This is a genomic window from Mesobacillus boroniphilus (genome assembly GCF_018424685.1).
Lineage (GTDB): Bacteria > Bacillota > Bacilli > Bacillales > Cytobacillaceae > Mesobacillus > Mesobacillus boroniphilus_A.
In genome coordinates, this window is record NZ_QTKX01000001.1 from 1416789 (window position 1) to 1428962 (window position 12174).

Below are 12174 nucleotides of genomic sequence, written 5' to 3' on the forward strand. Positions count from 1 at the left end.
GGTGCTTACCTCCTTAGCTTCGGGTCAAGTGCATCCTGAAGCCCATCACCTAATACGTTAAACGAAAACATTGTCAATGAAATGAAGAATGCCGGGAAAAACAGCCTCCACCAGTCACCTGATAAAATGACCGGCAATGCATCGCTTGCCATCGATCCCCAGCTGGCCAATGGTGCTTGGATTCCCAGGCCAAGGAAGCTCAGGAAAGCTTCAGCAAAAATTGCCGAAGGAACCGAAAGCGTCATTTGAACGATAATTGGCCCCATCGTATTAGGGAGAAGATTTTTGCGGATGATCCTGCCGGTTTTGGTTCCGAAAGTTTTAGATGCTAAAACGTATTCGTAGTTCTTGATCTGCAGGACTTGGCCGCGGACAATCCTCGCCATTCCTATCCATCCTGTAATAGTCAGGGCGAAAATGATCGTTGCAAGGCTCGGACCCATCACTACGCTGATTAAAATTACAACAAGCAAATATGGAAGGCCATATAGAACCTCTATGATTCTCATCATGAAATGGTCTGTCCTGCCGCCTTTATAGCCGGCAATTCCGCCATAGATAACCCCGATAAGAAAATCGATCAATGCAGCAGCTATGCCGACAAATAAGGATATACGCGCGCCAAACCATGTTCGGGTAAAAACATCTCGACCGAGCTCATCGGTTCCAAACCAATGCTCACTTGACGGCGGAAGATTCTGATTGACCAAATCCTGATGGTCAACAGTGTGTGGAGAGATGATAGGCCCGAAAATCGCCATGAAGGTGAGAACAGATAAGAAGAATAATCCCATCATAGCCAGCTTGTTTTTCAGGAGCCGTCTCCATGCATCCTGCCAATACGACAGGCTTGGCCTGACAACAGCTTCTGCTTCCGAGTCACTTTTTTCAATAGGAACAAACCAGTCGTCAGGAATGGACGAGACTGCAGGTGGTTCCTGATGCTTTCGCAGAGCCATCATTTTCCCTCCTTTTTATGAAGCTTGATTCTTGGGTCAAGGATGCCGTAAGCGAGATCTACAAGGAAAAGCATCATGATCAAAACTGTACTGTAAAAAATTGTTGTTCCCATTATGACAGGATAGTCACGTTGATTGATACTTTCGACAAAGTACTTGCCCATTCCTGGAATCGCAAAGATTTTTTCGATTACGAAAGTTCCTGTAAGTATGCTCGCCGCCAATGAGCCGAGTATCGTGACAACTGGCAATAATGCATTCTTTAAAGCATGTTTGAACACGATTTTTACAGGCGACAGCCCTTTTGCCTTTGCTGTCCGTATGTAGTCTTGAGTCAAAACCTCAAGCATGCTGGATCTCGTCAAGCGGGCGATGATTGCCATAGGCCCTGTAGCGAGTGCCAGAGTCGGCAGGATCATATGCATTGGACTTGTCCAGGTGGCAACCGGAAGGATCTCCCAGGTAACAGCCAGCTGCTGGATCAGCAGGGTGGCCATAACAAAGTTAGGAACCGAAATACCGACTACCGCTACTGTCATTGCTAGATAATCAATCAAGCCGTTATGGCGGAGAGATGCAATGATTCCCAGGAGGATGCCAGAAAAAATAGCGACGATCAGCGTAATCATCCCCAACTCGAATGAAACAGGAAATCCCCTGCCAAGCATTTCGTTTACAGTCTGTGAGGATTTTTTAATAGAAGGTCCGAAATCGAATGTCGCAATCGATTTCAAGTATAAAAAGTATTGAACGTATAAAGGCTCATCCAAATGGTAAAAACTTTCAAGGTTCTTTTGGACGGCTTCGCTCGTTGCCCGCTCCTCGTTAAAAGGGGAACCGGGAATTGAATGCATCAAGAAGAAGGTCAGCGTGATGATGACCAGCAAGGTCACTGCCATCGAGCCCAGTCGTTTGAGTATGTAATGGAGCATTAACTCACATCCTTATCATGTCTTTATGTCAGTTCTTGAGGTGAGGAAAATCATTCTATGAAAATGCTGTCCTCATTGCGAGTTCTGTCATCACAAGCATAGCTTGATAGGCTTCAAGAATGTCCTTAGCATGGTACCGTACAATCGTGGTCCCTTCTTCGATTTCTGTACCCGGCATCAAGTTTGCCCACTCTGCTTGTCCATAGTTGGCAAATTCAATTCTTAATACAGGATTATCAGGAGGAGTAAGCGGTTTCATTTTATCCAGATTCTTAATAGCCTTCTCTGTCTTTTCAGCGAGCAGTTCACCAGCTTTCACTGGAGTTAGAGATTTTGCTGCAGACCTCGAAATTGACTGTTTAACTACGGCGGTTGTAATGTTAGGAATTAATGCCTCTGCTTCACGGGCAGCTCCATCGTCCCCTGCGACCATAATGACAGGTACACCATAATGACCTGCTACATAAGCGTTGAATCCAAGCTCCCCTATTTGAACATCATTGATCCACATATGGCGAACACCAAAAATCATTGAATGCGACATCACTCCGTTCATCGAAGCTCTTGCATGGTAGCCGACAAAAACGGCTCCACCAAAGCTCTCATCCAACCCTTGGACCATGGAATAGGGCTTTACATCCCCGGTAATCAACTGTGTATCCGGATGAAGTTCCTCTATTAAAAGGTTGTTCATCTTGGAGTGGCTATCATTGACGATGACTTCCTGGCAGCCAGTCTCAAAAGCTTTCTCAATCACATAGTTTGCTTCCTGCGTCATGATTTTCCGTCCTCGTTCGTAATTGTGCTTAGAAGAGTCCACATGGGTATGGTCGACCAGACCAGTAATCCCCTCCATGTCCACGGATATGTACAATTTCATTTTCTAACCAACTTTCTATGAATAATTATCTTAAAATTATAAATAATAAATCTACCAATCGCAACCTTTTTTCCTATTAATTTCTGTTTTTTCAAGTAAATAGGAGATTTGTCACTGGTAGTAAATTGTCAATAAAATTATTCATAGAATAATATTTCCCTCTTAATTATTTACAAAAATGGAATTGGATATGATTTTTCGATTCACTTTCTAGTACCACGGGGAGTTTGTTAAACAGTTTTATCAAGATAATGGTTTATGGGCAGAAAAAAGAGCGCAAGGATATGCGCTCCTAATCTTTGAGATTATGCTGCTCCATCAGCTCAATAAAGTGGGTCAGCACCCTGGCTGTTAGTCCCCAAATCACCTTGCCATTCGAGCGATAGAAATATTCATCCATCGATCTTGTCTGCCAATTGTAATTCTCGCCGCCAATGATCAAATCAAAAGGAAATCCGTCTTCTGGTTCCACTTGAAAGTTGATCTTATAACTGTCGGGCTGGTTTTTTTTAAAGAAGGACAGAGGGACAGTAAATACCTCCCCTACTTCTGCTTCGTTAGGAATGATGGCGTTTAAATCACTGATTCTTCCAGCAAAGGGATAGATGATTGTGCCGAATGCAGACACCATATAATCCAAAGGAAACACATCGATGATCTCGCTTTCCTTTATGCCGAGTTCTTCCGAGGTTTCCCTGACCGCTGCTTTTTGAGGATCCTCACCCTTTTCTATCTTCCCTCCTGGAAAACAAACCTCTCCAGGCTGTCTTCTCATCGTCAGGGATCGCACCTCAAATAAAATGTGGACTTCATCGTTCACTTCCACTAAAGGCAGCAAAACTGCGAATTTGATAAACTGTTCATGGCCCAAAATTGAGGGTGTCCGCCCCAATAAATTATTTGATATCTGGTTTATATTCATTATTGGACATCCACTCTCCCTGTTTTAGTATGTATTATATTCTATTATGAAGACCACTATAAAATAAAGAAAATGGCTTTTTTTTAAGCTGCACATTTAGTAAAGCACTGATATTAGCGCGCAAACTATTAATATCCTATGAAGGAAATATATCTAGGAGCAGTTTTCTGTTGGGGTACCACAAGACTCAGGGTCTAAAAAAAAATGAAAAAGCAGCGACCGAATGCCGCTGCCCAATCAATTAGATTATGATCCCGTCGCTCGGCCTTTGATCGCTTTATATGCAATCAAGATTAAACCGATTACGAGCAGAATGTGAATGATGCCGCCGGCGATTTCGAAAACCAGCCCCAATAACCAAAGCACCAGCAATATTCCTGCTATAGTCCACAACATTAGGATCGTCTCCTTTCGCTGTATTCTTAATAAAAGTTTACCCACTTGCCTTTTTCATTAAACAAGCCTCTGGTGCATTGGGTTTGATCAAATATTTGATAACTATGAATTCGGTATGTCACACTATAATAACAACAATTTAAGGAGCACAGCTTATGCCAAAGTATAAAATATTATTCTTAGATATAGATGGAACGATTTTAACTCCTGATGATACGATAGAGGATTCGACTAAGGTCGCCATCAATGAAATGAAGAAACAAAATATTGAGGTCGTTCTGGCGACCGGGCGTCCGATTCATGAGATTAAAGAGTTTGGGCAGGAACTTCACATCTCCTCCTATATAGGATACAACGGTGCATTGGGCATTTATGAAGGGGACACGATTTTTGCCGAATCAATGGATACTAAGGATGTAAAATACATCCTGGAGGTAGCAAAAAAAAATAATCATGAGGTTGTCTTGTATACCGATTCAAAAAATTTTTTAACTGACCTTGACTCCGATTTAGTTAAAGCTTTCCTTCAGCAATTCCATTTGCGCCAGAATGATCTTTTTACAGAGGATGTCATCGAATATATTCTCGGCATGACGATTATCACTACAGGAGATGATGGAGACGCACTATATCAGTTCAATGATGGCATTCATTTGTCACAAGTCAATGTAGAGGGAATGCAGCATTGCTTTGATGTCATTCGTGATACGGTAAATAAAGGTGCAGGCATTCAATTCTTGTTAAACAAACTCGGTATAGAACGCGAAAGCTCTATTGCCTTCGGGGACGGAATGAATGATAAAGAAATGCTTTCTTTTGCAGGAGAAGGCTTTGCCATGGGAAATGCCCATCCAGACTTATTCCAGCATGCAAAGCATAGGACGACAGATGTTACTGCCTCAGGAATTTATAATGGTTTGAAGTCGCTTGGCTTATTGCAATGAAGGCTGTTTTCGCATCGGTATGAACGTAACAAAGTTTACAAAAGGGCCTAATGAAAAATGGAACCTCTCACATTGGAGGTTCCATTTATTTTGTTTAAGTTATGGATAGCGACTTATTAGGTGCAGGGCGTCCGTTCGAGGCACATCCGCCTTTTTTCCTACCATGCTACCCTTTTTTGAAGGCTTGCCTATGAAATTTGATTTTCCGGTTGCACCTTTTGTTTTCCGATGCTCTCCAATAAAATAATGCGATAAAGACACCTCCGCTTACTATGTTTCCTAAATAAACTGGCACAAAAATTAGCGAATAATCCACCCAGAAAACAGTTTTCATTTTTTTGACATTTAAATATTTATAACATATCATAATGATATATCACTTTGATATATATTTATTAAGGGGTAATGAACATGTCAATTGAACATTCGATTCTTGCAGTGATTAGCTTCCGTCCTAGTACCGGTTATGATATCAAGGCTGAGTTTGAGCATAAAGCAGCCGGACTTTTCTGGGGTATGAGTTACGGCAGTCTGTATCCAAAACTCAAGAAGCTTGTAGAACAGGGTTTTATAACTGTAATTGAATCTGAAACAGAAGGCCGGAAGAAAAAGCTTTACGAGCTGACAGGAAAAGGATGGAAGGAGTTAGAAATCTGGTTAAAAAAAAGTCCTGAGCCTCCTTCGATCAAGGATGAATTATTTATTAAAATCGGTGCATGGCATGATGAAATGGATCTAAGTATACTGGCTGGCCATTTACAAGCAAGAGCTAAGGAATCACAGGAAATTTTAAATTACGTCAAGGAGTGGAAGCAAAATAATACTTCTTATATAAGCAGCCTTGGAATGCTGGCAATGCGATACGCAGAATTAAAGCTCGAGGCCGAGCTTCAATGGATACAAGAGGCCCTTGCTTCCATAAAGAATGAAAATCTGCCTGTCGGGCAGGATCCTAAAAAATTAGGTGAGAAACAGCTTGCGCGGAGAGAATCTGCATTAAAAGCTGACAAATAGGAGGTTGGACATGAAGACGGGGATGTTTAAACCGTTAAGAAATAAGGCTTATCGTTCACTTTTTGGCGCACAGGTATTTTCTGACTTAGGGAATTGGCTTGATTTTATCGCAATACAGGTGATTGTGGCTTACCATTGGGGACTGGGCGAGGCCGCAATCGCATCAGTTATCATAGTTATGGGTATACCCTGGGTCATCATTGGACCGCTTGCTAGTGTGTTTGTTGACAAACTTCCGAAAAAGATTTTCATGATTTCATGCCTATGGTTAAGAATACTGTTTGTCGCCGGGATGTTTTTTGCACCCAATCTGTACGTCATGCTGCTGTTTGTATTCCTCAAGGCTGCTGTTGCCGCCCTGTATGACCCTGCAAGGCAAAGTGCAATCAGACATACGGTTCCTGAGGAAGAGCTTCCTGAGGCTGTTACTTTAAGTCAGCTTTCTGTAAATACAATGAAAATTGTCGGTCCTGCTTTAGGCGGTGGAATGATTGCGCTATATGGCGTCAGGAGCCCATTTGTCTTTGAAGGTGCAGGGTTTTTGATTGCTATAGTGCTTTTATTGACATTGCCTAAAATTGAAACAGAAGATAACCTGCAAGAGCCTCAAAATGGATCTTACTTTAAAGAGCTTTCTGAAGGAATAAATCATATCTTCTCTGCTAGCATTTTAAAAGCAGCAATAATCCTCTCCTCCATTGCCTTTTTCATAATTTTTCTATACGATGGATTATTTATTTTTGTTGCACAGGAACTAGGTTTTGTCCAGGAAGAGTTTGGCTTGCTCGTCAGCTCTGTTGGTTTTGGCAGTGTAGTCGGCGCCCTTCTCCTCGGCAGGTGGACGGACTGGAAACATAAGCCGATTCACATAATGGCTTCTGCCTCCGTCATAAGCGGTTTATTGATTCTTGTAATCGGAACAGGTGTGATGGGATTATTTGAATTGCCTAAGGTGCTTTGGATGTCCGGGGCGTTCCTGCTTGGAATTCTCGCCTCTGCTGAAGGCGTCCCCTATGGTTATGTCCTTCAGTCGGAAACCCCAAAGCAGATGATGGGAAGAGTTTCAGCAGCGGCAATGTCTCTGCAGACATTCTCCATGCTAGTCGCTCCCGCCGCCGGTGCACTGCTCGCAAAATGGATTGGTGTTTCTGGAGTCCTGATCGGTGCTGGAATAGCTACATTTTTCATGGGTACAATCGCTTTGGCTATGCGGTTAAAGCAAACAAACAGCAAAGCCGAACTTAATAATTTTGGGAGTTAAATCGTCAAAAGCCGTTGTCTTCGGACAACGGCTTTTTGCACTCAATCTTTATTTAAAAGCTCTTCTCCTGCAATTCCAGGGTTTGTCATTTCATATGGATTTAAGATCAAATCGAGCTCTTCTTCTGTCAGGACATCGTAGGCAAGACACAATTCTCTTACTGATTTTCCTGTCAGGATTGCTTCTCTTGCTATTCTCGAAACGGCTTCATAGCCAAGGTGAGGATTGACAGCAGTAATGATGCCTACACTCCTCTCAACATCCTTTTCAAGTTTTTCTTTGTTCGCTTCTATCCCAACGAGACAATGGTCAGTAAACACCTTAAAACCATTGTTCATGATGCTGATTGATTGGATCAAATTGAAAATAAGCACTGGTTCCATGACATTCAACTCAAGCTGACCAGCTTCGGAAGCAAGACAAATCGTATGGTCGTTTCCGATAACCTGGAAAGCAACCTGGTTGATAACCTCAGGCATGACCGGGTTCACCTTGCCCGGCATTATGGATGAGCCCGGTTGCCTTGATGGAAGGAAAATCTCGTTAAAGCCCACTCGTGGACCGGAAGCCATCAGTCGCAAGTCATTGGCTATTTTAGACATATTCATCATACAAACCTTCAAGGCAGCAGAGACTGTTGTATAAGCATCGGTATTTTGTGTCGCATCTACTAAATGGTCAGCATTGGTTAAGGGATACCCGCTGATTTCAGCAAGGTGCCGGACAACATTTTTGATGTACTTAGGATTGGCATTAAGCCCGGTCCCTACAGCTGTCGCTCCCATATTCACTTCAAACAGGTGGCTGCGGGTATGCTTTATTCTGTCAATATCGCGTTCGATTACCCTTGTATAGGCTTCAAATTCCTGGCCTAGACGGATTGGAACAGCGTCCTGCAGGTGTGTCCTGCCCATTTTAATGACAGCATCAAATTCCCTTGCTTTCTGGGAAAAAACTTCGCGCATGATTTGCATCGTATCCAATAGCTTGTCCAGAAGCGACAGAACAGATATGTGCATTGCAGTAGGAAATGCATCATTCGTTGACTGGGCCATGTTTACATGAGAGTTGGGACTTAGTGTGAAATAATCCCCTTTCTTCTCGCCAAGCAATTCCAGCGCACGGTTGGCAATAACTTCATTCGTGTTCATGTTGATGGAGGTCCCTGCTCCTCCTTGAATTGGATCCACGATGAACTGCTCATGCCATTGCCCCTGGATAATTTCGTCAGCAGCTTTTACAATGACCTCCCCCAGGCCGCCGTAGAGCCTTCCTGTTTCCATATTGGCAAGTGCCGCTGCCTTTTTCACCATGGCCATTGCCTTTATAAGTTCACTATGGATTCTGTATCCTGTTATCGGGAAGTTTTCAACCGCCCTTAAAGTTTGGATCCCATAATACGCATCGGCTAATACTTCCTTCGTACCCAGAAAATCCTTCTCAATTCGAACTTTAACCTCAGACATTTCTACCCCTCCAAAAAGCATGAAATTTCGATAATGATCCTAAATTATGTATTGAGGGCAATCACTTTCCGACAATCTTCTTGTACTCTTTTATCCCCCTTGAACTTTATATTGGCCTACATGGACTATTGTAAATCAAAATGAAGAAATCATCACGACAAATCATAATTTTCCTAAGTGCCAGGGTTGCGAACCCTGTATGATTTCTTGTTGTTATGCTGAAACCCCACTACTTTTGAGAGCTTTTGTCACCATGCAGGAAAAAAGGAATGTACGTGCTGAATTCTAATAGGACATCTAATTTTTCATAAACCAAAACAGAAAGGAATGTTCATGATGACTGACACTCAATTCATGAAGGCATACACCATCAAAGAGGTGTCCAAAAAAATTATGGTTCCGTCTGGCACCATTAGACAATGGGAAAAAGATCTTGCCGGTTTGCTGATCGTTCCAAGAACGAAACAAGGAGCAAGATTTTATACAGATATCGAAATAGACCAATTGATGAAAATAAAACAAATGCGAGATAAAAATTTAAGCAAAGATATGATACGGGAGCTATTACAGAGACATATGAGTACTGATACGGTTTCCGAACAAACTTCAAATGAAAACAGCCTTACTGTAAAGGAGAAAATGCCGGCCGTTCCCCTGACAGGCAGCCATAATGATTATGATACTTTTATGATGGCAATGGAACAATATAAGCAGTCCCTGCTAGAAGAAGTCAAGGCAGAGATCAGGAACGGCATTAGAAAGGAAGTTCTGGAGGAAGTAAAAAAAGAAATCTCCAAAGGTACTTTAACAACAGTAAAGACACTTTCCGATTCTATCTATAAAACAGGTGAAAAAACCAATGAACATATTATGGTCCTTTCTGAAACGGTGGCCAGAGGCTCGGAAGAAAGTTCCGAACGTCTCGGAACCATTTCATCAGAGCTTACGAATGTTTCGAAAGGCACTTCCGAAATCAGCACAAGCCTTGCAAAAGTTTCAAAAGGCACGAACGAAATGTTCAGCAAGCTTACCGATCGTGTAACCAAAGCTTCGCAGGGCACCACAGAAAAAATTGCCCAGTTATCTGAAAATATTCAGAGGAGCTCCACAGGAACAACTGATAAAATTACCAAGCTGACAGAAAGTGTTACAAAGGTTTCAAAAGGTACTTCAGAAAAAATCAATGCACTTTCCGGAAGTATTTCGAATGTCTCAAAAGGTACTTCCGAACGAATTGCATCGTTGACATCGAGTTTGACTAAAACATCAAAAGGGACGAATGAAAAAATCATAAAACTCGAAAGCACGGTTGATAAACTATCATCCGGTACAAATAAGGAATTATCACTTTTGGCAAAACGTCTGAATGAGACTACCGAAACGGTTTCCGAGGAGTTTAAAATACTTGCGGATTATGTTTCAAATAGCCGTGAGACAACAAACCAAGAGCTATCTAATTTAAACCAAGTCATCAGTCAGGAGCGCGATTTTTTTGTCAGCACTCTTCAAAGTGAACGCGAAGAATTACGCAGGGAAATCAGGCAGCGTGACGAAATGTTTAAAGATATGGTCGATAGTTTCAGGGAAACGGCAGCTTCGAAACAATCAAAACGCAATTGGTGGAAGGTTTGGAAGTAGTTTTCATAATAACTGACATATAACTTGTAAAGATGTAAATAATATTCACACTTAAGCGGCACCCGTTTTTATAAGTCTCCATAATGCAATGCAAGAATTACTCTTGGGAGGGAAATTGGAGATGGTCGGATATATTCGCTGTATAGCAATCGCAGCATTGGTCATTTACTTATTAGGAGCATCATTAGATATTGCTATAGCGGACATTTCCTCGGATTACGGGCAAGTAAAGGCAATTAATATCTCCCACCGGGGTGCCTCAGGCCATGCGCCTGAACATACATTGCATGCCTATGAACTTGGCAATGTCATGAAAGGGGATTACATTGAAATCGACCTTCAAATGACGAAGGATGGAGAATTGATTGCTCTGCATGACGAAACCATTGACAGGACAACGGGTAAAAAGGGACTAGTCAAGAACCTTACTCTGAAGGAATTAAAGAAACTTGATGCAGGCTCATGGTTTAATGAAGCTTTCCCTGAAAAAAAGAGTACCGAGTATATGGGACTTCAAATCCCTACCCTGCGTGAGGTGCTCGATAGGTTCGGTCCAGATTCGAAATTTTTTATCGAAACAAAATCACCTGAAGTCTATCCTGGAATGGAAGAAAAGCTGATCAATATACTGAATGAATACAATCTCATCGGTGCCCATCAGACATTTGGAAATGTTATTATTCAATCATTCAGCATTGAAAGCTTAAGAAAAGTCCATCAAATGGATGAATCCATCCCTCTAGTCCAGCTGTTGTCCTATTATGCTCCAGCGGTCATTACCGATAGTGAAGTAAGCAAAATATTAGAATACGCAGTTGGAGTTGGTCTGCATTATACGGCGGTGAGTCCCGGATATATTCAAAAGGTCACAGATTCTGGATTAATGATTTTCCCTTATACGGTCAATGAAAAGGACGACATGAAAATGCTTCTGGATTGGGGAGTTACGGGCATGTTTACCAATTATCCTGACCGGTTGGACGAAGTCATACAAAGCAGAAAGCCTAAAAACTCGTAGACCTTTGAAAACTAAAACAAAGCTGCCTATTTGCAGCTTTGTTTTAGTTTGGAATCGAAATAGGTTTGTTATGGAGATGCCCTCAATAAAGTCTATTTTTATACCCTTCTTCTAATCTTTTCTTTATATCAGCTTCTGTGGCTCCAGGGAGTTTGGAGTGCGCTGCCAATATTTCAGCACCTGATGGCAAAGTGGAGGAATCTGTCCAGCTTTCAGGATTCCATAAGCGTGATCGCTTCAACGCTTTTCCGCATTGTATATAACATTCCTCTACTTCTACTATGATTCCTAGCAGTGGGTTCTTACCGCCGGCTTTCATCCTTTCTAGAAGCTCTGGCTCCTGTGACAAGGTGGCCTTGCCATTCACTCTCAATGTTTCAGGCATCCCAGGTATAAGAAATAATAGGCCTACCCTTGAATTTGATAAGATATTTTTCAATGAGTCCATTCTCTTGTTACCGGGACGGTCTGGAATTACTATCCGATTTTTGTCCAGAACTAGTACAAAACCAGGAGCGTCTCCCCTCGGGGAAGCGTCTGTGTACCCTTTTTCGTCAGAGGTAGATAAGACAAGAAATGGTGACTGGGCTATGTAGTTAAGGCAATGTTCGTCTACGAAAGAAATAACCTTCCGTTTGGCCAGCTCACTTGGCTCTCCGAACAAGGTCCTTAATTCTTCAAAGCTATTAATTTCATGAGTCATTTGATCATCTCCCAGGGTAGTTTAATTAGTGTTGCTTAGTA

Annotated in this window: 12 protein-coding genes; 5 read left to right on the forward strand and 7 right to left on the reverse strand. The window is 42.1% G+C overall.

Annotated elements, in window-relative coordinates; all coding sequences use genetic code 11:
- Positions 1-5: 5 nt before the first annotated feature.
- From DYI25_RS07170 to DYI25_RS07190, 5 genes are all read right to left on the reverse strand, one after another.
- Positions 6-959 (reverse strand): ABC transporter permease, encoded by a 954-nt coding sequence (locus DYI25_RS07170; RefSeq protein WP_213367720.1) that lies wholly within the window; start codon positions 957-959, stop codon positions 6-8.
- Positions 959-1891, reverse strand: a complete 933-nt coding sequence (locus tag DYI25_RS07175; protein ID WP_213367721.1) for an ABC transporter permease — start codon at positions 1889-1891, stop codon at positions 959-961. The genes DYI25_RS07170 and DYI25_RS07175 overlap by 1 nt, the downstream gene beginning before the upstream one ends.
- Before the next feature lie 55 nt (positions 1892-1946).
- Positions 1947-2771, reverse strand: a complete 825-nt coding sequence (locus DYI25_RS07180; RefSeq protein WP_213367722.1) for a M55 family metallopeptidase — start codon at positions 2769-2771, stop codon at positions 1947-1949.
- A gap of 292 nt (positions 2772-3063) precedes the next feature.
- Positions 3064-3693 carry an NUDIX hydrolase gene (locus DYI25_RS07185; RefSeq protein WP_213367723.1) on the reverse strand — a complete coding sequence of 210 codons (630 nt, stop codon included), beginning with the start codon at positions 3691-3693 and terminating at the stop codon, positions 3064-3066.
- Positions 3694-3939: 246 nt separating this feature from the next.
- Entirely contained in the window at positions 3940-4089 is a 150-nt protein-coding gene (locus DYI25_RS07190; protein ID WP_213367724.1) for a lmo0937 family membrane protein, read from the reverse strand.
- Positions 4090-4244: 155 nt separating this feature from the next.
- On the opposite strand from DYI25_RS07190, the gene DYI25_RS07195 reads away from it, so the two are divergent.
- From DYI25_RS07195 to DYI25_RS07205, 3 genes are all read left to right on the forward strand, one after another.
- Positions 4245-5033 (forward strand): HAD family hydrolase, encoded by a 789-nt coding sequence (locus DYI25_RS07195; RefSeq protein ID WP_213367725.1) that lies wholly within the window; start codon positions 4245-4247, stop codon positions 5031-5033.
- A gap of 411 nt (positions 5034-5444) precedes the next feature.
- Positions 5445-6047, forward strand: a complete 603-nt coding sequence (locus DYI25_RS07200) for a PadR family transcriptional regulator (protein ID WP_213367726.1) — start codon at positions 5445-5447, stop codon at positions 6045-6047.
- A gap of 10 nt (positions 6048-6057) precedes the next feature.
- Entirely contained in the window at positions 6058-7308 is a 1251-nt protein-coding gene (locus DYI25_RS07205; protein ID WP_213367727.1) for an MFS transporter, read from the forward strand.
- A gap of 41 nt (positions 7309-7349) precedes the next feature.
- Here the strand turns inward: DYI25_RS07205 and aspA are convergent, their stop codons facing one another.
- Positions 7350-8774 carry an aspartate ammonia-lyase gene (gene aspA, locus DYI25_RS07210; RefSeq protein ID WP_213367728.1) on the reverse strand — a complete coding sequence of 475 codons (1425 nt, stop codon included), beginning with the start codon at positions 8772-8774 and terminating at the stop codon, positions 7350-7352.
- 333 nt (positions 8775-9107) lie between these two features.
- Here aspA and DYI25_RS07215 point away from each other — a divergent pair, with 333 nt between their 5' ends.
- Positions 9108-10412, forward strand: a complete 1305-nt coding sequence (locus DYI25_RS07215; protein ID WP_213367729.1) for a MerR family transcriptional regulator — start codon at positions 9108-9110, stop codon at positions 10410-10412.
- A gap of 121 nt (positions 10413-10533) precedes the next feature.
- Positions 10534-11430, forward strand: coding sequence for a glycerophosphodiester phosphodiesterase (locus tag DYI25_RS07220; RefSeq protein ID WP_249745274.1), 897 nt, complete (start codon positions 10534-10536; stop codon positions 11428-11430).
- An 82-nt stretch (positions 11431-11512) separates the two neighbouring features.
- Here the strand turns inward: DYI25_RS07220 and DYI25_RS07225 are convergent, their stop codons facing one another.
- Complete coding sequence (locus tag DYI25_RS07225) at positions 11513-12133, reverse strand: pyridoxamine 5'-phosphate oxidase family protein (protein ID WP_213367730.1); 621 nt, start codon at positions 12131-12133, stop codon at positions 11513-11515.
- Positions 12134-12174: the final 41 nt, after the last annotated feature.

Excerpts from the sequence above, each read along its gene's own strand:
- DYI25_RS07170 (WP_213367720.1), bottom strand. The coding sequence starts at position 959 with ATGGCTCTGCGAAAGCATCAGGAACCACCTGCAGTCTCGTCCATTCCT.
- DYI25_RS07175 (WP_213367721.1), bottom strand. The coding sequence starts at position 1,891 with ATGCTCCATTACATACTCAAACGACTGGGCTCGATGGCAGTGACCTTG.
- DYI25_RS07180 (WP_213367722.1), bottom strand. The coding sequence starts at position 2,771 with ATGAAATTGTACATATCCGTGGACATGGAGGGGATTACTGGTCTGGTC.
- DYI25_RS07185 (WP_213367723.1), bottom strand. The coding sequence starts at position 3,693 with ATGAATATAAACCAGATATCAAATAATTTATTGGGGCGGACACCCTCA.
- DYI25_RS07190 (WP_213367724.1), bottom strand. The coding sequence starts at position 4,089 with ATGTTGTGGACTATAGCAGGAATATTGCTGGTGCTTTGGTTATTGGGG.
- DYI25_RS07195 (WP_213367725.1), top strand. The coding sequence starts at position 4,245 with ATGCCAAAGTATAAAATATTATTCTTAGATATAGATGGAACGATTTTA.
- DYI25_RS07200 (WP_213367726.1), top strand. The coding sequence starts at position 5,445 with ATGTCAATTGAACATTCGATTCTTGCAGTGATTAGCTTCCGTCCTAGT.
- DYI25_RS07205 (WP_213367727.1), top strand. The coding sequence starts at position 6,058 with ATGAAGACGGGGATGTTTAAACCGTTAAGAAATAAGGCTTATCGTTCA.
- aspA (WP_213367728.1), bottom strand. The coding sequence starts at position 8,774 with ATGTCTGAGGTTAAAGTTCGAATTGAGAAGGATTTTCTGGGTACGAAG.
- DYI25_RS07215 (WP_213367729.1), top strand. The coding sequence starts at position 9,108 with ATGATGACTGACACTCAATTCATGAAGGCATACACCATCAAAGAGGTG.
- DYI25_RS07220 (WP_249745274.1), top strand. The coding sequence starts at position 10,534 with ATGGTCGGATATATTCGCTGTATAGCAATCGCAGCATTGGTCATTTAC.
- DYI25_RS07225 (WP_213367730.1), bottom strand. The coding sequence starts at position 12,133 with ATGACTCATGAAATTAATAGCTTTGAAGAATTAAGGACCTTGTTCGGA.